The sequence below is a fragment of the Lactococcus termiticola genome, from assembly GCF_003116835.1.
Lineage (GTDB): Bacteria > Bacillota > Bacilli > Lactobacillales > Streptococcaceae > Lactococcus > Lactococcus termiticola.
This window is the reverse complement of sequence record NZ_BFFO01000007.1, coordinates 93,304-114,088: the sequence shown is the minus strand read 5'-3', so window position 1 is coordinate 114,088 and position 20,785 is coordinate 93,304. Positions and strand designations below refer to the sequence as shown.

The 20,785-nt window shown below is 48.2% G+C and carries 17 protein-coding genes and 1 pseudogene; 13 read left to right on the top strand and 5 right to left on the bottom strand.

Annotated elements, in window-relative coordinates; genetic code table 11:
• Positions 1-782: pseudogene (locus NtB2_RS06430) on the bottom strand (MSCRAMM family adhesin SdrF); the annotation flags it as partial.
• On the opposite strand from NtB2_RS06430, the gene NtB2_RS06425 reads away from it, so the two are divergent.
• The 11 genes from NtB2_RS06425 to NtB2_RS06375 all read left to right on the top strand — a co-directional run bounded on the left by NtB2_RS06425 (position 709) and on the right by NtB2_RS06375 (position 12,361).
• Positions 709-1,656, top strand: coding sequence for a hypothetical protein (locus NtB2_RS06425; protein WP_125194983.1), 948 nt, complete (start codon positions 709-711; stop codon positions 1,654-1,656). The pseudogene NtB2_RS06430 and the gene NtB2_RS06425 overlap by 74 nt on opposite strands.
• 195 nt (positions 1,657-1,851) lie before the next feature.
• Positions 1,852-2,415: an alkyl hydroperoxide reductase subunit C gene (ahpC, locus tag NtB2_RS06420; protein ID WP_109246125.1), complete on the top strand. Its 564-nt coding sequence runs from the start codon at positions 1,852-1,854 to the stop codon at positions 2,413-2,415.
• A 54-nt stretch (positions 2,416-2,469) separates the two neighbouring features.
• A complete protein-coding gene (gene ahpF, locus NtB2_RS06415; protein WP_109246124.1) occupies positions 2,470-3,999 on the top strand; it encodes an alkyl hydroperoxide reductase subunit F in 1,530 nt (509 codons plus the stop codon).
• 158 nt (positions 4,000-4,157) lie between these two features.
• On the top strand, positions 4,158-6,206 hold the full coding sequence (locus tag NtB2_RS06410) for an adhesive domain-containing protein (RefSeq protein WP_109246123.1): 2,049 nt from the start codon (positions 4,158-4,160) through the stop codon (positions 6,204-6,206).
• A 249-nt stretch (positions 6,207-6,455) separates the two neighbouring features.
• Positions 6,456-8,456, top strand: a complete 2,001-nt coding sequence (locus NtB2_RS06405; protein WP_109246122.1) for a cellulase family glycosylhydrolase — start codon at positions 6,456-6,458, stop codon at positions 8,454-8,456.
• A gap of 192 nt (positions 8,457-8,648) precedes the next feature.
• Positions 8,649-9,437: a dihydroorotate dehydrogenase electron transfer subunit gene (locus tag NtB2_RS06400; RefSeq protein ID WP_109246121.1), complete on the top strand. Its 789-nt coding sequence runs from the start codon at positions 8,649-8,651 to the stop codon at positions 9,435-9,437.
• A 53-nt stretch (positions 9,438-9,490) separates the two neighbouring features.
• Entirely contained in the window at positions 9,491-9,790 is a 300-nt protein-coding gene (locus NtB2_RS06395) for a hypothetical protein (RefSeq protein ID WP_109246120.1), read from the top strand.
• Positions 9,783-10,712, top strand: a complete 930-nt coding sequence (locus NtB2_RS06390) for a dihydroorotate dehydrogenase (protein ID WP_109246119.1) — start codon at positions 9,783-9,785, stop codon at positions 10,710-10,712. Before NtB2_RS06395 ends, NtB2_RS06390 begins: the two co-directional genes overlap by 8 nt.
• Positions 10,699-11,409 (top strand): orotidine-5'-phosphate decarboxylase, encoded by a 711-nt coding sequence (gene pyrF / locus NtB2_RS06385; protein WP_109246118.1) that lies wholly within the window; start codon positions 10,699-10,701, stop codon positions 11,407-11,409. The genes NtB2_RS06390 and pyrF overlap by 14 nt, the downstream gene beginning before the upstream one ends.
• Entirely contained in the window at positions 11,406-11,873 is a 468-nt protein-coding gene (locus NtB2_RS06380) for a hypothetical protein (protein WP_109246129.1), read from the top strand. The genes pyrF and NtB2_RS06380 overlap by 4 nt, the downstream gene beginning before the upstream one ends.
• A gap of 23 nt (positions 11,874-11,896) precedes the next feature.
• Positions 11,897-12,361 (top strand): hypothetical protein, encoded by a 465-nt coding sequence (locus NtB2_RS06375; RefSeq protein ID WP_109246117.1) that lies wholly within the window; start codon positions 11,897-11,899, stop codon positions 12,359-12,361.
• A 10-nt stretch (positions 12,362-12,371) separates the two neighbouring features.
• Here the strand turns inward: NtB2_RS06375 and rsmG are convergent, their stop codons facing one another.
• The 4 genes from rsmG to NtB2_RS06355 are packed head-to-tail and all read right to left on the bottom strand — an operon-like array spanning position 12,372 to position 14,636.
• Entirely contained in the window at positions 12,372-13,085 is a 714-nt protein-coding gene (gene rsmG / locus NtB2_RS06370) for a 16S rRNA (guanine(527)-N(7))-methyltransferase RsmG (RefSeq protein ID WP_109246116.1), read from the bottom strand.
• Positions 13,082-13,612, bottom strand: coding sequence for a Gx transporter family protein (locus NtB2_RS06365; protein ID WP_109246115.1), 531 nt, complete (start codon positions 13,610-13,612; stop codon positions 13,082-13,084). Before NtB2_RS06365 ends, rsmG begins: the two co-directional genes overlap by 4 nt.
• Positions 13,609-13,995, bottom strand: a complete 387-nt coding sequence (locus tag NtB2_RS06360; protein WP_109246114.1) for a NusG domain II-containing protein — start codon at positions 13,993-13,995, stop codon at positions 13,609-13,611. The genes NtB2_RS06365 and NtB2_RS06360 overlap by 4 nt, the downstream gene beginning before the upstream one ends.
• Positions 13,992-14,636 carry a glycoside hydrolase family 73 protein gene (locus tag NtB2_RS06355; protein ID WP_109246113.1) on the bottom strand — a complete coding sequence of 215 codons (645 nt, stop codon included), beginning with the start codon at positions 14,634-14,636 and terminating at the stop codon, positions 13,992-13,994. Before NtB2_RS06355 ends, NtB2_RS06360 begins: the two co-directional genes overlap by 4 nt.
• Before the next feature lie 403 nt (positions 14,637-15,039).
• Here NtB2_RS06355 and carB point away from each other — a divergent pair, with 403 nt between their 5' ends.
• Together carB and NtB2_RS06345 are read left to right on the top strand one after the other, a co-directional pair.
• The gene (carB, locus tag NtB2_RS06350) at positions 15,040-18,231 is read left to right on the top strand and encodes a carbamoyl-phosphate synthase large subunit (RefSeq protein WP_109246112.1); all 3,192 of its coding nucleotides are present in this window, start codon (positions 15,040-15,042) and stop codon (positions 18,229-18,231) included.
• A 145-nt stretch (positions 18,232-18,376) separates the two neighbouring features.
• A complete protein-coding gene (locus NtB2_RS06345; RefSeq protein WP_109246111.1) occupies positions 18,377-20,776 on the top strand; it encodes a 5'-nucleotidase C-terminal domain-containing protein in 2,400 nt (799 codons plus the stop codon).
• The last annotated feature ends 9 nt before the right edge of the window (positions 20,777-20,785 follow it).

Here is a 20,785-nt window from a genome sequence, read left to right as displayed (position 1 = left end):
AGCTCCGTTTCAGGTTCTATCTCCGAATCTGAGTCAACGAAGGAATCTCTGAGCGAGTCGAGTTCCGTCTCCGGGTCCATCTCAGAATCTGAGTCGACGAGAGAATCGTTGAGTGCATCCAGCTCCGTTTCAGGTTCCATTTCCGAGTCTGAGTCAACGAAGGAATCCTTGAGTGAGTCCAGCTCCGTTTCAGGTTCTATCTCCGAATCTGAGTCAACGAAGGAATCTCTGAGCGAGTCGAGTTCCGTCTCCGGGTCCATCTCAGAATCTGAGTCGACGAGAGAATCGTTGAGTGCATCCAGCTCCGTTTCAGGTTCCATTTCCGAGTCTGAGTCAACGAAGGAATCCTTGAGTGAGTCCAGCTCCGTCTCAGGTTCCATTTCAGCATCTGAATCGACGAGAGAATCTCTGAGCGAATCGAGCTCCGTCTCAGGTTCCATCTCAGAATCTGAATCTACGCAAGAATCCTTGAGCGAATCGCGTTCCCTTTCAGGCTCTATCTCTGAATCCGAGTCTAGGCAAGAATCTTTGAGTGAATCCAGCTCCGTCTCAGGCTCCCTCTCCGAATCTGAGTCTATGAAGGAATCTCTTAGCGAATCCAGCTCCGTCTCAGGCTCTATCTCCGAATCTGAGTCTACGAAAGAATCCTTGAGTGAGTCCAGCTCCATCTCAGGCTCTATCTCCGAATCAGAGTCTAGGCAAGAATCTTTGAGCGAATCGAGCTCCGTCTCTGAGTCTACGAAGGAATCTCTGAGTGAGTCAAGTTCGCTCTCAGACTCCATCTCAGAATCCGAGTCTACGCAAGAATCTCTGAGCGAATCATCCTCAAGTTCTGTATCGGAATCAACATCAACATCCGAGTCAGCGAGCAGTTCTCTGAGTGAGTCTACATCAGCATCTGAGTCTAGCAGTAGCTCATTAAGTGAGTCTGAATCAGCATCAAGCTCACTATCAGAATCGACCTCTAGCTCAATTTCTGAATCTGAATCGTCTAGTACGTCTCTGAGTGAATCTGAATCAGCTTCCGACTCCACAAGTAGTTCCCTGAGTGAGTCGCGTTCAACATCCAACTCAATCGCTCCGAGCCAATCTATCAGCCAGTCCACCTCAAACTCTGAAAGTCAGACCCAGAGCAGTAGTAACACCACTAGCCAAAGCCAGACTGAAAGCAATAGTCAAAGCTCCAGCAACAAGCAGAGCCAGACGACCAGCACAAGGACAAGCGAGTCTAGTGGCAGCAGCAGTCCAGCAGCCAGCAGGCCAAACGACCAGCAAAAGGACGACCACATCCTCCCAGAAGTAGGCTCCATCGCTGGCCGTCAAGCTCTGGACCGTCAAACCGCTACGGCTAGCCCAGCTTCATCAGCTGGTGAATCTACCACAACAGCAACAGAAGAAGCAACAAGTCCAATCTCTTCAGAAAGTTCTGCAACAGGCTCAGAAGCTTCAACGACAGACAGTCCGCCAAGCCCGAACCTCATCGGCCAGACCCCTGAAAAGAAAGCAAAGCAGGACCACAAGCGACATGGCGATGGGGTCAAAATCGAGGAAAATACACTCGCAGAAGCAGGCATCGCCGCCGGTCTCTTCTCCATCTTTGGCCTTGCGAAGCGCCGGAAGAAAAAAGGAGATGACAGCAGTCAAGACAAGTCCTAGTCTCTATTAAGAAGAAGGAGAACAAAATGAGGAAAGTAAGTTTCGGCTTACTTTTCTTATAATTTACAAATAAAATTATGTAAATCATTCAAAACAAAAGCTTTCTAAACTTATCCCAATCCCTTAGAATCCTATTGTTCGACAAGTTCACAAAGATTTGATAAAATTAAGATATTACTAATTGGAGGTAACCCTATGTCACTCGTTGGAAAAAAAATCGAAGAATTCCAGACAGATGCTTATCTGAATGGTGAATTTATAACGGTCTCAGACCAAGACTTTATGGGAAATTGGAGCGTCCTTTGCTTCTACCCAGCAGACTTCTCATTTGTCTGCCCTACAGAACTCGAAGACTTGGAAGAACAACACGCCACATTGAAAGATTTGGGTGTGAAAGTCTTCTCAGCTTCTACAGATACACACTTTGTCCACGCAGCTTGGCATGAACACAGTGATGCGATTTCTAAAATCACATACACCATGCTTGCTGACCCTTCACAAAAGATTTCACGCAACTTTGATGTCCTCGATGAGGAATCTGGCCTCGCACAACGCGGCACCTTCATCATCGACCCAGACGGCATCATCCAAGCCGTAGAAATCACTGCTGATGGTATCGGGCGTGATGCTAGCCAGCTGATTGACAAGCTCAAGGCGGCTCAATATGTTCGCAGCCATCCAGGTGAAGTCTGCCCAGCCAAATGGAAAGAATCTGGTGAGACCTTGACTACAGGGATTGACCTTGTCGGCAAAATCTAAAACATGATGAATAAGGTGAGTGCAAGCTCACTTTTTCTATATAAGAGGTAAAATATGATTATCAATGAAGAACTCCGCAATCAGCTCAAGCCTTATCTTGAGTTGCTCGAAAATCCTATCGTCTTGAAGTACGATGTGGATGATTCTGAAAATGGCCAAAAAATTAAAGACTTTGTGACAGAGCTGGCCAGTCTTTCTGACAAGATCACAGTGATTGAAGCAAGTCTAAGCCGTAAAAACGCCTTTGAAATCGCCCGAGAAGGTGTGGTTTCAGGCTTGCTCATGGCAGGTCTCCCCCTCGGTCATGAGGTTAATTCACTGGTATTGGCCCTGGTCCAAGTTTCAGGCCGTCCACCTGTTGTTGAGCCTGAACTCATTGAACGTATCAAGAAGATTGACAAGCCCCTCCACTTTGAGACCTATGTCAGCTTGACTTGCCACAACTGTCCAGACGTCGTCCAGGCCTTTAACGTCATGACTGTGCTCAATCCAAATGTCAGCCATACCATGATTGAAGGCGGTATGAATCAAGCAGAAGTAGAAGCCAAGGGCATCATGGCTGTTCCTACCGTTTTCCATAATAATGAAGAATGGGCCAGCGGACGGACCAATCTTGAAGAACTCCTCAACAAGATCCTCGGCGGGGCGGATGCTTCTGAATTTGAAGGCAAAGAATACGATGTCCTGGTCATCGGTGGTGGTCCTGCAGGGGCTGCAGCCTCTATCTATGCTGCCCGCAAAGGTATCCGGACCGGCCTCCTTGCTGAACGCTTTGGGGGTCAGCCTCTGGAGACCCTCGGCATTGAAAACCTGATTGGAACGCCTTATATCGAGGGTGTCCAGCTGGGAGCCCAGCTTGAAAACCACGTCAAGCAGTACGATGTGGACCTGATGAACACACAGAGGGCCATCAATGTCGAGAAGAAGGAGCAGGTCGAAGTCACGCTCGAAAATGGAGCTGTACTCAAGACCAAGGCCTTGATTCTTGCGACCGGTGCCCACTGGCGTGACATTGGCGTGCCAGGCGAGCAGGAGTTCAAGACCAAGGGTGTGGCCTATTGCCCGCACTGTGACGGCCCCCTCTTTGCTGGTAAGGACGTCGCTGTTGTCGGTGGTGGGAACTCAGGAATTGAGGCCGCAATTGACCTGGCTGGTGTCGTCCGCCATGTGACCGTCCTTGAATTTATGGATGAGCTCAAGGCTGATAAGGTCCTGATTGAGAAGGTCAAGAGTTTGCAGAACGTTACAATTTTAACAAGCGTTGCAACAAAAGAAATTTTAGGAACAGACAAGGTCACTGGCCTTGACTATGAAGAGCGTGAGAGCGGAGAAATCAAGCATCTTGACCTGGCCGGTGTCTTCATCCAGATCGGCCTGGTGCCAAACACAGAATGGCTTAAAGACACTGCCGTTGAGCTGAATGCTCGAGGTGAGATTGTTGTAGATAAGAATGGGCAGACAAATGTCGACGGTATCTTTGCGGCTGGTGACGTGACAGACCAGACCTACAAGCAGATTATCATCTCGATGGGGTCGGGAGCGACAGCGGCTCTATCTGCTTTTGATTATATGATTCGGAACTAGTCTAAAGGCTAATGATAAAGAGGGAAAGCCTCTTTTTTTGTTTTGTTTTAGAAACGCCATTAAATTATCTTGAAATTTAGCTTGACATTTTTTGCATTTAGGTTATAATGAAATTGTAATATTAAATTATCTGCTCTATTAAAAAAGGAGACTAGGACATGAAAACAATCAAGCGGACAACGGGAGCTGCCCTGCTTTCTGCTGGACTCATTGGAGGCACCAGTCTTGCCTTGCCAGTGATGAACGCTACAACAATCACGGCACAAGCATCTGTACTTGGTGCGACGGTAAACTCAAAGACTTCTTTGAACACCACTTTACCAAATATTATCTCAGCACCAGGTGCACAAACGGGAACATTTACAGTTGCTAACTCAACACTTGCAAGCCTTCAACTGGGTCTTGCGAGTTTGACGACAGCACAAATCCAAATTCCTCAAGAATTAGCAGGTTATTTGACAGCGACAGGCAAGGCCAATGTTAAGATTACCTCAGACTGGAATCTTTTTAACATCCCTACCATCGGCCCTCTGCTTGCACAGCTTTTGAATATGGCTAATGACCAGGTCATCAAGTTGCTTCAACAATATGCAGACAATGGGATTTCTGTCTCATTGAGCGACTTGTTGAACAATCCAATTCTGAATGCAATTCCTGGTGTCAAAGACATTCTATCTAGCATCAACGGGACGATTACCAATATCAATAACCTCATCAATACAGCTAACAGTGGCTTGGGTGTAGTGGGTGCCCCACAAATTCCTAAAATTGATCTCTCCACCCTGAAAATCAGCATTTCAGTCAATGTCTCTGAAGTGTATCAGGCCTTGATTAAGCTGCAACAACTTGAAAACCTTGGGAATGCACAGAGCACGTCTAACATCACAACGACAAGTAATGGTACGATTCTGAACGCCAAGTTTGATAACACCAGTGCTCAATTTATCAGCAATGTGGTGGGTGGCATCCTTCAAAATATTGAAGATGCAGTTAATGCATTCCAAATCAAGGTGGCGGTTTCTATCCCTGGTTTAGACACTACCAACATCAACAACATGCTTTCTCAATGGGGTATTGATGGGACTCAGTTGGGTATTCCAAACGGAAGCATTTCCGATTGGGTTGCTGCACCAATTAACACTGGCCTGAACGGTATCATCGCACCTGTGAAGAACACCATCAATGGCACGGTTGATAAGATTAAGGCACAACTGCCTAACCTGACTTCATTGCTTGCAACTGTTGGTGACCTCAGCCTCCTCAAGTCAGCATCAGTAGAATTCCCAGTGAAGATGGATACAGAGCAGTCATGGTTTGAACAATACGCACCAAACGGCTACACTGCTAAAATTACAGGTCAATTTGGTTCTACCAATGTCGGAAACCTGAATATCTTTGAAGACCTTGGTAAGAACACACAAACCATTAACTTCGCCGATATCATCAAACCTGTGAAGCCTGTCTTGAAAAATGCAAGCACAAGCAAGCTTGATGTCACAGCCGAAAACATGTCTACTGTAACGGTTACTGATAAACGTACAGGTGAAGTTGTTTCGACAACAGTTGAACCAGGTACAATCAAAGTCAACGCTCAAGCCTCATTGCCAACAAGCCTGCAGACGGTTAGCCTTTCAAATGTGAAGGCTGGCGATGTCCTTATGGTTACCTCTACAGATACACATGGCAATGTCTCTGACGTGTCAACGATCACTGTGCCTAATCCTACTACACCAAGCACACCAAGTAAGCCAAGCACACCAAGCAAGCCAGCGGAACCAAAAAATGTCACTGTCTACCGTCTTTATAATAAGAAAAATAAAGAACACTTGCTTTCAACGGACAAGTACGAGTACAACAGCCTTCCAAAAATCTCTTCAGACTGGAAACAAGAAGGAACTGCCTTCACTGAACCAGCGAAGTCATCAACAGGCATCCACCGTGTTTACAATCCAAAATCTGGTGAACACATTTACTCTAAAGACTCAAACGAAATCCGTACATTGAAGTCTATCGGATGGAAGGACGAAGGCGTGACCTTCTACTCAGCTTCTAACACAGCTAAGCCAGTCTTCCGTCTCTTTAACCCAGCTGCAGGCATCGGTGCCCACTTGGTTACTGCTGACTCAAACGAACGCAATGTCCTTTCTAGCCAACGCGGTTGGAAATATGAAGGCGTAAACTTCTACGCACTTTCAGCAAATAAATAAGCGATTCGCTTTATTAAAGCCCGCTCATCATTGAGATGAGGGGCTTTTTTGATGCTCTTTTTAAGCGTGAAGCTGGAGTTTTCATCATTTTTCTAAAGTTTTAATCTGATAGAATTAAAATTGTAAGATTTATTTAATACATAAAATTAAAATTGTGCTATAATATCATTAAATGACATTGAAAACGTTTTCAATCTCGTTTAATCCATCACAAGATTATTTTTGGAATTATTAGTTGGAGGAATTGGAATGAAAAAAAGAAGTAAGTTTGCCCTTGCTGCTGCAACAGCGCTTGCAGCGGCATCAGTCCTGCTTGCAGTACCTGGAAAAGCTGATACGCTTCACGTTTCAGGCAAGTGGATGACAGATGATGAGGGGCGTGTTGTCTTGACTCACGGTCTCAACGCTGTCCAGAAGTCAGCCCCATATTATCCCATGAACGTGGCCGATGGCATGACAGACAAAGACGGCCAATGGTTGCAAGACCACGGCTTTAATGCGATTCGTCTCGGGACACTTTTTGAAGGTATCATGCCGACCCGTGGCCAGATTGATAACAACTACCTGAAAAATATCGACCGGGTGGTCAAGATGCTGGCTAAGCACAATGTTTATACGATTTTGGACTTCCACCAAGACGTCTACAATGTCCGCTGGGGTGGTGATGGCTTCCCTGACTGGGCTGTGGATACTAACGGTATTCCAGACATCCCAGGGATGAGCGTCTTCCCTACTTCATACTGGCAACCTTCTACCCAGGCCGCCTTTACCAATTTTTGGAATAATAAAAACGGCATCATGGATGAGTATATCAAGGCTCAACAAGCGGTTGCTGGATACTTTAAGGATTCGCCTGGCATCATGGGCTTAGAATTGATCAATGAACCGACACCAGGCTTTTGGCAATATTCTTCATGGACACCGCTCGGTAATCCAATCTTTGATGGGACGATGACAGCCTCTTATGCTAAGATGACAAAGGGAATCCGTCAAGTTGCACCAAATATGCCAGTACTTGAAGAGCCTTCTATGCTTGCTCAGGCAGGTGGCTCAACCTACCTTGGGGATGCCCATGACTCGCAAACGGTTTATGCCTTTCATGATTATGTGAACTATCAATCTTTGGCTGAGCTTTATAAGCAACTCTTTGGCCCAAATTATAATAAATTGTTGGATGCTGCCTCTGAAGAAAACCTATGGAACCTGGCCAAGGGACAGGCTGAAAAAATTAATGGTGGGGTCCAAGTCCTGAGTGAATTTGGGGCGACAGATAACATTTCTTCATTGAATGCCGTCACCGTCCAGGCAGATAAGAATTTGACGGGATGGTTCTACTGGAACTACAAGATTTTGGGCGATAACTCAACCTCTGGTCCAGGCGAAGAAACCATGTTTGAAAATGACGCTGACCTTTCAACAGTCAAGCTTGATAAGCTCAAAGCCCTTGAATACACCTACCCACAAGCTACTCAGGGGACACCTGATGCGATGAACTTTGATCAAAAGACAGGTGCCTTCAGCTATGACTATACAGCAAATGCAAGCAAGGCTGTGACAGAAATTTACGTTTCTCCGCTTCATTATCCAAAGAATGGCTTTAATGTCTGGGCAACAGGGACAACGATCCAATCTCGGACATCAAACCGCATCACACTAGCTCCAGCTAAGGCTGGAACGAAGGTCCATGTATCCATCACAGCTAAAGCACCAAATCAAGGCGAATCCGCTGACTTTGGGACAGATACTGCGAAGGCGAGTACAGCTGCTCAAGCAGCAAAACCAGCCCAAGCACCCCAACCATCAAAGCCTGTCGCTGTAAAACCTGCTGGAGCCAATGAGCAAAACATTTACCGCCTCTATAACAAGCAGAGTCAGGCCCATCTTTATACCTCAGATGCACAAGAATATGCTAATCTTCCAAAGCAAGACAAAAATTGGCAACAAGAAGGTCTGGCCTGGAAGGCTCCAAAATCAGGAGCAGCGGTCTACCGGGTCTACAATGCAAAATCTGGCGAGCACATCTATACAAACTCTAACTACGAGCTCTCAAGCCTCGTCAAACAAGGCTGGAAATCTGAAGGTATCGCCTTCCACTCAGCAACTGCCAAGACTGGTAAGGCTGTCTACCGCCTCTATAATCCAAAAGCTGGCATTGGTGGTCACTTTAACACCATGAGTAGCTATGAAAGTCAAAGCCTGCAAAAACAAGGCTGGGCTTATGAAGGTATCGCTTGGTACGCTTCAAAATAGCAGATAAAGCAGGTCTCTGACCTGCTTTTTTGACCTTGAAAATGCCCTCCAAATAAGTTATAATAAAGAAAAACCTTTAATCTGGTCCAGAGAGGCCGGCAAGGGAAACTCAAGACTAGCTTTTTTGTGCTAACTTCAGGGACACTTGCGGCCATTTGCAGGTGTTTTTTTAGAAAATGAGGGGTATTGATAGTGGCGATATTACAGGAAATGATGACAATCAAGGGTCAAAGAGAGGTCGCAAAAGACATCTTTGAGCTGGTCCTGACGGGCGAGTTGGTGGCTGACTTAGCTCAGCCTGGCCGATTCTTGGACCTGGCTGTGCCCAATGACAGCATGCTGCTCAGACGACCGATTTCGATTTCCAGCTGGGATAAGGCTGAAAAAACGGTGACCCTGCTCTACCGGGCAGGCGACGAGACAACAGGTACAAGAGCACTGGCGACCTTGGAGACCGGTGACAGATTAGACGTTCTGGGCCCTCTGGGCAATGGTTTTGAAGCAGCTGACCTCAAGGCCGGCGACTCAGCTGTTCTCGTCGGTGGCGGGATTGGCGTGCCACCCCTTTATGAGTTGGCCAAGCAGTTGGTCGCTAAGGGAGTCAAAGTGACGGTTATCCTTGGCTTTGCCAGCCAATCAGTTATGATTCTTGAAGAAGCCTTTCAAGCCCTTGGCGTTGAGGTCCAGATTGCGACGGATGATGGCTCTTACGGGACCGTTGGCCATGTCGGCCTCCTTCTGAATGAGCTGACTGAAAGCCCAAGCGCGGTCTACGCCTGTGGCCCCAATGTCATGCTGAAGGCCGTTGCCAACTTCTTTGATGGCAAGACCGATAACATCCAGCTGTCACTGGAAGAACGCATGGCCTGCGGGATTGGTGCCTGCTATGCCTGCGTGGTACACGATAAGGAAGATGAGACTAAAGCCTATAAGGTCTGCAATGATGGGCCGGTATTTCAGGCTGGAAAAGTTTCCTTATAAAATTGCTATGGCTAAAGATAGTCAATCGTAAAAATAATCAAGAAAGAGCAGTAATGAAAAGCGAGAGTAAACGAAAGGGATTAGGCATATTTACAAGCTTGCTAGGTGCACTGGTTTACTTTTCCTTAATTGATTTCATTGCTGCCCCCTTATTATCTTCACTATTTCGTACAAAGATTGTGTTACTATCAAAACATCAAAGTCAAACAGTATTAGAAGGGGTAAATTATGGAGCTTCATTACTCTTTACGATTTTGAGTTGGGGGAGCTTCATAGGAATTGTTGTAGTGGCTGATTTAGTTAGCTCTAAAATTAAGCTAAGAAAAAACAAAAAAGTGAGAAGACATGAATAATAGACTTGCAATAAAACTCCCAGGCCTCGACCTGAAGAACCCTGTCATCCCTGCCTCAGGCTGTTTTGGCTTTGGCGAAGACTATGCCAAATACTACGACCTCAACCAGCTCGGCTCAATCATGGTCAAGGCGACGACGCTTGAGCCCAGATATGGCAATCCGACGCCCCGTGTGGCTGAGACCCCTTCTGGAATGCTCAATGCCATCGGCCTGCAAAATCCGGGTCTTGAGGCGGTCATGGCTGACAAGCTCCCTTGGCTGGCTGACAACTTTCCAGAGCTTCCTATCATCGCCAATGTCGCAGGCTCTGAGGTCGATGACTATGTGGCCGTCTGTGCCAAAATCGGCGATGCCCCAAACGTCAAGGCTATCGAGCTCAATATTTCCTGCCCCAACGTCAAGCACGGTGGCCAGCAGTTTGGGACCAATCCTGAAGTCGCCTACGAGCTGGTCAAGGCCTGCAAGGCGGTCGCTAGCGTACCGCTCTATGTCAAGCTTTCGCCAAACGTGACTGACGTCACTGAGATTGCCCTGGCGGCTGAGCGGGCAGGGGCTGACGGCCTCACGATGATCAACACACTGATGGGGGTCCGCTATGACCTGAAGAGCCGCCAGCCTATCCTGGCCAATATCACAGGCGGTCTCTCTGGCCCTGCGATTAAGCCGGTGGCCATCAAGATGCTCCGCCAGGTGGCAGAAGTGGTCAATATTCCTATCATCGGGATGGGCGGGATTTCGACCGCCCAGGATGTCCTCGAGTTTTACATGGCCGGTGCTTCAGCCGTTGCCGTTGGTACGGCCAACTTTGCTGACCCTTATGCCTGTCCTAAAATCATCGAGGAGCTTCCTCGGGTCATGGACCAGTATGGCATTGAAAGTTTAGAATCTTTAATTGAAGAGGTTAAAAATGCGAGAAAATAGACCTGTCATCGCCTTAGATTTTCCGACATTTCAAGATGTCAAAGATTTCCTGGCGAAATTCCCAGAAGAAGAAAAGCTCTACGTCAAAATCGGCATGGAGCTCTACTACAGTGTCGGCCCTGACGTCGTCGAATACGTCAAGTCTCTCGGACACGCTGTCTTTCTTGACCTCAAGCTCCACGACATTCCCAATACCGTCCAGTCGGCCATGAAGGTCCTAGCCGGCCTCGGTGTCGACATGACCAATGTCCATGCGGCGGGTGGCCGTGAGATGATGCGGGCCGCACGAGCAGGCCTTGATCAGGCAGGCGGCGAGGCGACCAAGCTCATCGCGGTGACCCAGCTGACTTCGACCTCAGAGGCCATCATGCAGGCCGACCAAAACATCCAGACCAGCCTCCAAGAGTCAGTCATCCACTACGCTCAAATGACCGCAGATGCCGGTCTTGATGGCGTGGTCTGCTCTGCCCAGGAGGTCGAGCTGATTAAGCAGGCGACCTCAAGCGACTTTGTCTGCCTGACCCCAGGCATCCGGCCTAAGGGGACTGCGACGGGCGATCAGAAGCGGGTCATGACACCTGCAGATGCATCAAGCATCGGCTCCGACTATATCGTGGTCGGCCGGCCGGTGACCCAGGCGTCTGACCCGGTTAGAGCCTATCAAGAAATTTATAAAGAATGGAATCATCTGCCATGAAAAAAATACCCCACCTTCTGATCGTGCTTTTAGGCGGTCTGACTGCAGTTTTCCTGGGCTATTTCTTTATCATCCTTTATCGCTTTGCAGGTAATGCCCTCCTCAGGGTCGACGACACGACACTGACGCTATATAAGGTCTTGGTTAATATTCCCTGGGATGGGGTCGCCATTGCCTTTGCCATGGTCTTTATCTACATGTTTGTCATGGATATTATTGTGAGCCTGGTCGTCCGTTCTTGGAAAAAGCTCCAGATTGAAAATGACGGCTATAGCAGCCGGGGCTTTCTTTACCGCTACTGGATTCGCTACCGGACGGTACATCTGGTCTTTATCCTGCTGACGATTTTTGTGACCCTGTCACTGACGGCCCCAGCTATGGTCATGAACAGCTTTACAGCGATTGTTTCTATTTCAGTTTTGGTTTCTAATTTGACGAAAAAAATAGATAAAAATGAGAAGTAAATCTTAGGCTTTGGAGTTAAAAAGTGAAAAAACTAAAACATATTCTCATTGTCCTCATCGGAGGCTTTATTGCCGTATTCTTAGCCTATGTCTTCTTTGGGGCCTATCGCTTTATCGGAGATGAGCTCCAGCAGATTGACAGCAAGACCCAGACCCTCTATAATATCCTGTCTGGGATTGATTTCAAAGGCGTCGCGATTGCCTTTGTGATGGTCCTGGTCTATATGCTGGTCCTGGACCTTATCGTGACGACGGTCGTTCATTCCTGGCAGGTCGTGAAGTTTGAAGGCGAGGAGTACCTGGACAAGGGCTTTCTCTCCCGTTACTGGACCAAGTACCGGCGGGTCCACCTGACCTTTATCCTGCTGACGATTTTTCTGACAATTGCCCTGACCGCTCCAGCACAAGTCATGGGGAGTTTCACAGCGATTGTCTCGATTTCAGTCCTGGTGTCGAACCTGACCAAGAAAATCGATAAGACGAAATAAAAACCGCTGATTAGAGCGGTTTTTTATTCGGCGTTCCGGCCTTTCGGGGGTATTTATTTGGGGTTTCTTTTTTCTTAGAAATCACAGCAATATGGCGTTCTGACTCATCAGGCAGGCTATAGTCGATTTGTTCTTCAAACTTGGCTCCGAGAAGAGCAATCGCATTTTTGGCCTCGACGAGCTCCTCGTCAAATTGGGCGGCCTTGAGTGACAAGAGTCGACCCTCCTTCTTCAAGAAGGGGAGGGTCAGCTCAGAGAGGACGTTGAGGCGGGCGACGGCACGGGCAGTGACCAGATCAAACTGGCCCCGGTAGTTGCTGTTCTGGCCGAAGTCTTCTGCCCGGCCATGAAGAAGACTGACATTTTCCATATTAAGACTGTCAGTTAAATGAGTCAGGAAGTTAATCCGCTTGTTCAGTGAATCAATAATCGTGACCTGGAGCTCAGGGCAGAGGATTTTCATGGGTAGGCTTGGGAAGCCAGCACCAGCCCCGATGTCGAGCAGGCGGACCGGCTCGTTTTTAATCAGTCCATAGAGCACTGGTGCGACCGAGTCGTAGAAGTGCTTGAGATAGACCTCTTCCTCATCTGTGATGGCGGTCAGATTCATCTTTTCGTTCCATTCGACTAGAAGCTTAAAATAGAGCTCAAAGTCAGCCTTTTGCTGGTCTGTGAGTACGATGTTAAATTTGCCTAATGCTTGATAAAATTCTTCCTTTTTCATGAAAGCCACTCCTTGTTTTTATTATTAAATAATCTGTTAATATTTTCAACCCTCAGAATCATCTGATTGGCTCCGACGCCGATGGCGAGGCCAGCTAAGAGGCCGAAAATCGTAAGCACTGGCAGGTAGTAGAGGACCTGGGGGCTCTGGGCAATGAGACTCGCGACCAGAAGCTGGCCGAGATTATGAAAGAAGCCACCCACCACTGAAATCCCAATCATCGAAATGAGCCTGGGTCCGAACTGCTTGACCACATACATGGCAAGCAGGCTCAAGACGGCCCCGGCAAAAGAATAGAGGAAGACGGAAAAGCCTGTAAAGAGAGCGGTGAAGCCCAGTCTCAGAATCTGAATGGTCCAGACCTGTCGCCAGTTGAGCGTAAACATGGCGATGATGATAATCAGGTTGGGCAGGCCAATTTTAGCCCCTGGTGCAAAGGCAAAGAAGGCGGGAATCATGTTTTCAAAGATTCCGAGCAGGACGGCAATCGCAGTTAAAACTGAAAGATAAATCTTTTCATTTCTCATAATTGATAATCCACCCCTTCCTGCTTGTCGCCGGAGATGACCTCGACGACGAGCTGATGGGGCAGGCAGACGATGGACTGGTCGACCTTGGAAATCCAGCCCTGACGGACGTCGAGCTTGTCAGGACAGTTGGCCTCTCTCACATGGACCTTTTTATCCTTGACCTCGATGATGTTTTGCTCGCCGTTGTCTGCATATGTCCAGGTCTGGTCCTGCTTGAGGTTGAGTGTCTTTAAGACCTTGCCATCGACCCTGACCTGGGCAAAATAGCCCTGCTCTTCTTCATGAAAAATAAAAAAGACAGAAAATGAAGCCAGAAAAAGGCTTGCGATAATCACAAGGTCTAGGGGCTTCATTTTGAGGTCTTTTAGAAATTTAATCATGCTTTGTCGTATTGGTTGAGCTTGTATTTTTCGATGATGCTAATCAGCTTGGTCGAGTAGTCGGGGTCGGTCGCATAGCCGGAGGTCTGGACAGCCTTAGCCGCTGTCTTGTAGTCTTTGGCCGCAAGGACAGAGGCGTATTGCTTGGGATTCCAGGTCGTCCCTTCAACAAAGAGCTGACTGTGACCGTTGACCGAGTCCTGCCAGCTGTCATAGACCCGGAATTGGCCTTTAATCGTAATCCATTGGCCATTTTCAAATTCCTGGGTATCCAGTGAGACGGTCGGTACATTACCGTAGGCCTTGACTCCAAAGAGGTTGTGGTATTTAGCAGCAAGGCCGCTCTGACCAAAATCACTCTCCAGAATCGCCTGGGCCAGTGTCAATGAAGGCAGGATCTTGTATTTCTGGTAGGCCTTCTGGGCTAGCGGGCCAATGTCACGGATGAAGTTGTACTCGGTCATGGTCGTCAGCTGGCTATTCAGCGAGCTGTCTGAAACCTGGTCTGACGTATCGTCGACCCTGGCAGACATGAGACCGGCCAAGACGGCCAGGACAATCAGGACCTGAAAGATGACGAGGAGAAATTTGAGGCTGTATTTATTTTTTCTTTTTTGCTTTGTTACTAGGCTTTTGGGCATAGTTATATTGTAACATAAGAAGGGAATCTTATTTTAATATAATGACTAAGGGGGATAGAAGTGCCTGACTGGATTGCTTAGAAGAAACGGAGTCAGGTTTCTTGACAGCCTACTAACTGAGTTAACGCTGACTCTTGTCAGCGTTTTTCTTTTTTCCTGGCCTTAACTTGTACTTGTGAAAATGAGGGGCCTAGCTAGCTTTGATTAACTTTCATATACATCAATCCACTCTCATTTGACCCCACCCAAAAAACCTGCTATAATAAGCTCAGAAAACTTTTAATCTAGTCCAGAGAGGCTAAGAAAGTTGTGACGGGAAAGTAGGCGTATTTTAGTCTGCTCTATTTTGGCACACTTGCTTGGTCTTTGGCAGGTGTTTTTTTGTACAAAAGGAGAAGAAAATATGCCAAAGCGTAAAGACATCAAGAAAATCATGATTATCGGTAGTGGTCCTATCATCATCGGACAAGCCGCTGAATTTGACTATGCAGGGACTCAGGCCTGTCTGGCCCTCAAAGAAGAAGGCTATGAGGTGGTGCTGGTTAATTCTAATCCTGCGACCATCATGACCGACCGTGAAATTGCTGACCGGGTCTATATTGAGCCTATTACTGTAGAGTTCGTCAGCCGGATCCTTCGCAAGGAACGGCCAGACGCGCTTTTACCTACACTTGGCGGTCAGACCGGCTTGAACATGGCTATGGACCTAAGCAAGTCCGGCATTCTTGATGAGCTTGGGATTGAACTGCTCGGAACCAAACTCTCAGCCATTGACCGGGCCGAAGACCGGGAGCTTTTCAAGGAACTCTGTGAAGAGATTGGCGAGCCCCTCTGTAAATCTGACATTGCGACGACGGTAGATGAGGCTGTTGAGATTGCCAACAAGATTGGCTATCCGCTGATTGTCCGGCCGGCCTTTACCATGGGCGGGACCGGTGGCGGTATCTGTGACGATGAAGCGAGCCTGCGTGAAGTGGTGGCGAATGGCCTGAAGCTGAGCCCTGCGACCCAGTGCCTGATTGAAGAATCCATTGCCGGCTTCAAGGAAATCGAATACGAGGTCATGCGGGACTCTGCAGATAACGCGATCGTCGTCTGCAACATGGAAAACTTTGACCCGGTCGGCGTCCACACTGGCGACTCGATTGTCTTTGCACCGACTCAAACACTGACGGACGTGGAAAACCAGATGCTGCGTGATGCCAGTCTCAACATCATCCGGGCCCTCAAAATCGAGGGGGGCTGTAACGTCCAGCTGGCCCTCGACCCTGAGAGCTATGAATACAGGGTCATCGAGGTCAACCCCCGGGTTTCACGCTCATCAGCCCTGGCTTCAAAGGCCACAGGTTATCCGATTGCCAAGATGTCAGCTAAGATCGCGGTCGGTCTGGCCCTTGATGAAATCATCAATCCTGTGACTGGCACGACCTACGCCATGTTTGAGCCGGCTCTTGATTATGTGGTCTCAAAGATTGCTCGCTTCCCATTTGATAAGTTTGAAAATGGCGACCGCCATCTGGGCACCCAGATGAAGGCGACAGGTGAGGTCATGGCCATTGGCCGCAACATCGAAGAAAGCCTGCTCAAGGCTGTCCGTTCGCTTGAAATCGGAGCCTATCACAACGAGCTTGAAGAAGCTGTTGAAGCCGATGACGACCTGATTCTCGAGAAGATGGTCAAGGTCCAAGACGACCGGCTCTTCTATATCTCTGAGGCTATCCGTCGGGGCATGAGCATCGAAAAGATTGCCGAGCTCACAAAAATCGATATTTTCTTTCTTGATAAGCTCCTCCATATCGTTGAGCTGGAGCGACTGCTCGAAAAGAATGTCTTTGACACCGACCTCTTGAGCCAGGCCAAGAAAAACGGCTTTGCTGACCGCAAGATTGCTGAGCTATGGAAAATCAAGCCTGAAGAGGTCCGGAAACGTCGTAAGGACATTGGCCTCCTGCCAGTCTACAAAATGGTCGACACCTGTGCGGCTGAGTTTGAGTCGACGACACCTTACTTTTATAGTACTTATGCCTTTGAAAATGAATCGGTCAAATCCGACAAGGAAAAGATCATCGTCCTGGGTTCTGGCCCTATCCGGATTGGTCAAGGGGTCGAGTTTGACTATGCGACCGTCCACTCTGTCAAAGCCATCCAGTCCATGGGCTATGAAGCCATCATCATTAACTCGAATCCCGAGACCGTCTCTACCGACTTCTCTATCTCTGATAAGCTCTACTTTGAGCCTTTGACCTTTGAAGACGTGATGAACATCATCGATTTGGAAGAACCAAAGGGCGTGATTGTGCAATTTGGGGGGCAGACAGCGATTAATCTAGCAGAGCCCCTGTCTCAGGGCGGTGTGACTATCCTCGGTACACAGGTTGAAGACCTGGACCGGGCAGAAGACCGGGACGAGTTTGAAAAAGCGCTGAATGCCATTGACATCCCGATGCCGCCTGGAGCCACAGCCACCAATGAAGAAGAGGCAGTCGCCAATGCTAAGGCCATCGGCTACCCTGTCCTTGTGCGTCCCAGCTTTGTCCTCGGAGGCCGTGCCATGGAAATCGTTAGCAACGAAGCTGACCTGAGAAATTATATGAATCGGGCGGTCAAGGCTTCACCTGAGCATCCTGTCCTCGTCGACCGCTATCTGGTCGGCCAAGAATGTGAAGTCGATGCGATTTGTGATGGGACAGATGTCCTCTTGCCAGGCATTATGGAGCATATCGAGCGGGCCGGTGTCCACTCGGGCGACTCGATGGCTGTCTATCCGCCACAAACCTTTAGTCCGGCGATCATTGACAAGATTGTCGACTATACCAAGCGCTTGGCCCTGAGCCTGAACTGCATTGGCATGATGAATGTCCAGTTTGTCATCTTTGAAGATGAGGTCTATGTCATCGAGGTCAATCCTCGGGCCTCACGGACCGTGCCATTTTTATCAAAAGTTACAGACATCCCGATGGCCCAGCTGGCGACCAAGATGATTTTGGGCAAGAAGTTGGCTGAGTTAGGCTACAAAGCAGGCCTGGCTGAGACGCCTGACATGGTCCACGTCAAGGCTCCAGTCTTTAGCTTTAGCAAGCTCTCCAAGGTCGATAGCATCTTGGGACCTGAAATGAAGTCGACCGGCGAGGTCATGGGCTCTGATTATACGCTTGAAAAGGCTCTCTATAAGAGCTTTGAAGCGGCCAAGCTCCACATGGATGACTACGGGACAGTCTTCTTTACGATTGCTGATGATGACAAGGAAGAGGCTCTGGGCCTGGCTCAAGGCTTTGCAGAGATTGGTTATTCGCTGGCGGCGACCGCAGGGACCGCTGAGTTCTTTACTGAAAATGGCCTCTATGTGCGTGAAGTCGGTAAGCTAGAAGGGGCTGACGAAGAAGAAGGCACCGTGATCGATGACATGCGTCAGGGCCGGATTCAGGCGATTATCAATACCATGGGTCGCAAGCGGGACAGCTCTGTTGAGACCGATGGCTACCGGATTCGTCAGGAGGCGATCAGCCGAGGGATTCCACTCTTTACTTCATTTGATACGGCTGCGGCGATTTTGAAGGTGATGGAGAGTCGGAGTTTTGTGACAAGGACGATTTAAGATAGAAAGCTCTTTTAGGGCTTTCTTTTTATTGTTCAGGAATGACAGATGAAAAATGCAGTTTTTTTAATAAAACCAAAAGAAAGCATTTACATTCTGATAATATTTGCTATAATGAAAGAAAAATATTCTAAAAGGAGTCCTAATGAAAACCGCAGTCAAAATTGGCTTTGCTACTACAGCAGTAATGAGCCTTTCTCTGGTGGGTCTAACGGCCCATGCTGAAAGCTCAAAGCCACAAGATGTCTATCGCCTCTATAACAAGGTCAATCATGCCCACCTCTGGACCAGCTCAAGCTATGAAAATAGTCAGCTTCCAAAGATTGATAAAAATTGGACAGCAGAAGGCAAAGCCTGGCAACAACCCTCATCGGGCTCCGCAATCTATCGCCTTTATAATCCTAAGTCTGGCGAACACCTCTATACAAGTTCGAGCTATGAAAAGACTGTCCTAACTGGTCAAGGATGGACAGCAGAAGGCATCTCTTTCCACTCTGCTGATAAGTCAGGCCAAGCGGTCTACCGCCTCTACAATCCAGCAGCGGGTGTAGGCTCTCACCTCAATACAGCAAGTAGCTATGAGCGGGATGTTTTGGTCAAGGAACATGGCTGGAAATATGAGGGCATCGCCTGGTACGCCTATAAGCAGGCCAGTCCACAAGCTGAAAAGGTCCCCGTCCAAATTTTGGGTATCAATGACTTTCACGGCAATGTCGCAACCGCCAATCAAAAAGTGACGCTGCCGGCCATTACAGGGGATCCAACAGGAAAAACCACGGACTATACCGGGACAGCTGCGATGCTTGCAGGCTATCTCAATCAGGCCTCAAGTCAGTACCTGAGCGAAAACAAGAACGGTCTAAGCCTTCGCCTTGAAGCTGGGGATATGATTTCGGCGAGCCCAGCCCAATCAGCCCTCATTTATGATCAGCCGACGATTGCTGCCCTTCATGCCATGAAGATTCAGGTGGGGACGCTTGGCAATCACGAATTTGATAAGGGCCTTCCCCAGCTCAATACGATCATGCAGGGGAAAAATCCTGTGAGCAACCCTACATCAAACTTGGACAAGCTGGCTGCAGGCTTCTATAATCAATTTTCAAGTGACCAGCTTTCAGGAGGCTACCAGATTGTCGTGGCCAATCTGACCAACAAGTCTGACGGCAAGATTCCAAATGGCTATAAGCCCTACACGATTTTGAATCAAAAGACGGCCAATGGTACGACGGTGAAAATCGGGGTTATTGGTGTCATTACTCAAGAAACCCCAAGTATCGTCCTTAAAGACAAGGTCGAAGCCTATAACTTTGGGGACCCATCAGAGGCGATTGCAAAATACTCCAAAGAACTCCAAGCCCAAGGAATCAATGCTATCGTTGTCCTAGGCCATACAGCTTCAGACAATACAGATAATGACCCTAATAAGCCAGTCTACGGCGAGACCGCAGACATCATCAATAAGCTGGATAAGATTGACCCTTCAAATTCAGTAGATTTGTATGTCGCGGGCCACTCTCACACCTTTACCAACGGTGTCGTAGGTAAAATTCGTGTGGTTCAAGCCCTTTCCTTTGGGATGGCCTTTGACAATGTCAATGCGACTTATGATACCAAGACGCAGGACTTCACAGCCACGCCAACAGCTAAGATTGTGCCAACGACCAGCTATTCTATCGACGGCAATGGACAAAGGACAGATGCAAGCGTTAAAGCAGATGCCACAGTAGAAAATATCGTGGACAAGGCCTCTGCCATTACTGACCAAATCGCCAATCAACCTATCGGTAAATATGCTGATGGTGCGACTTATCGGCCAGGAAACCCAATCTTGTCAAGCGGTCGTGGGGGCAAGGCCTTCTTGCCCGTCTCAGGCCTTCCTGATATTTCAGGAATCAACGGCAGTCCAAACATCAGTCCGACAGACCTTGGCGAGAGTCTTTTAGGACAATTTATTACCAAGGCTCAATACGATGCAGCCAATGCCAATAATGTCAAGGTCGATGTCGCCTTCACCAATAATGGAGGTATCCGGGCCGACCTCAAGAAAAATGATGACGGCACCATCACTTGGGGGCAGGCCCAGGCTGTTCAACCTTTCAGAAACGTGATTCAGGTCGTCAATATGACCGGCCGTGAAATCCTCGCTGCCCTCAATGAACAGACCTACCATGCTCCAGATGCCGGCAGTGGCTCAGGCCTCTTCCTCCAGGAATATGGCATCAAATACAGCGTAACCACAAATCCTGACTTAGCTTCTGGCGTCCACCCTAACCAATCGCCATATGTCGTGAGCAAGATGAGCTTCCTAGATGGTAGTCCAGTTGAGCTCGATAAGAGCTATCATGTGGCCATTAACAACTTCCTGCGTGGCGGTGGTGATGGCTTTGAAGCCTTTGCTCGGCCAACAGTTACTGATGTGACAGGTTTCCAGGTCGATGATACAGACATCTTTGTCAATGCCATTCAACAACTCGGTACCATTCCAGCAGATAGCAGTTTCCAGCAGGAGAAGAGCTTTGATAGTACAGGAAGTCCTTTGAAATAAGGTCACAGC

What these genes read in the sequence shown, in the direction of transcription:
- ahpC (WP_109246125.1), top strand. Translation starts at nt 1,852, where the DNA reads ATGTCACTCGTTGGAAAAAAAATCGAAGAATTCCAGACAGATGCTTAT.
- ahpF (WP_109246124.1), top strand. Translation starts at nt 2,470, where the DNA reads ATGATTATCAATGAAGAACTCCGCAATCAGCTCAAGCCTTATCTTGAG.
- NtB2_RS06410 (WP_109246123.1), top strand. Translation starts at nt 4,158, where the DNA reads ATGAAAACAATCAAGCGGACAACGGGAGCTGCCCTGCTTTCTGCTGGA.
- NtB2_RS06405 (WP_109246122.1), top strand. Translation starts at nt 6,456, where the DNA reads ATGAAAAAAAGAAGTAAGTTTGCCCTTGCTGCTGCAACAGCGCTTGCA.
- NtB2_RS06395 (WP_109246120.1), top strand. Translation starts at nt 9,491, where the DNA reads ATGAAAAGCGAGAGTAAACGAAAGGGATTAGGCATATTTACAAGCTTG.
- NtB2_RS06390 (WP_109246119.1), top strand. Translation starts at nt 9,783, where the DNA reads ATGAATAATAGACTTGCAATAAAACTCCCAGGCCTCGACCTGAAGAAC.
- pyrF (WP_109246118.1), top strand. Translation starts at nt 10,699, where the DNA reads ATGCGAGAAAATAGACCTGTCATCGCCTTAGATTTTCCGACATTTCAA.
- NtB2_RS06380 (WP_109246129.1), top strand. Translation starts at nt 11,406, where the DNA reads ATGAAAAAAATACCCCACCTTCTGATCGTGCTTTTAGGCGGTCTGACT.
- rsmG (WP_109246116.1), bottom strand. Translation starts at nt 13,085, where the DNA reads ATGAAAAAGGAAGAATTTTATCAAGCATTAGGCAAATTTAACATCGTA.
- NtB2_RS06365 (WP_109246115.1), bottom strand. Translation starts at nt 13,612, where the DNA reads ATGAGAAATGAAAAGATTTATCTTTCAGTTTTAACTGCGATTGCCGTC.
- NtB2_RS06360 (WP_109246114.1), bottom strand. Translation starts at nt 13,995, where the DNA reads ATGATTAAATTTCTAAAAGACCTCAAAATGAAGCCCCTAGACCTTGTG.
- NtB2_RS06355 (WP_109246113.1), bottom strand. Translation starts at nt 14,636, where the DNA reads ATGCCCAAAAGCCTAGTAACAAAGCAAAAAAGAAAAAATAAATACAGC.
- carB (WP_109246112.1), top strand. Translation starts at nt 15,040, where the DNA reads ATGCCAAAGCGTAAAGACATCAAGAAAATCATGATTATCGGTAGTGGT.
- NtB2_RS06345 (WP_109246111.1), top strand. Translation starts at nt 18,377, where the DNA reads ATGAAAACCGCAGTCAAAATTGGCTTTGCTACTACAGCAGTAATGAGC.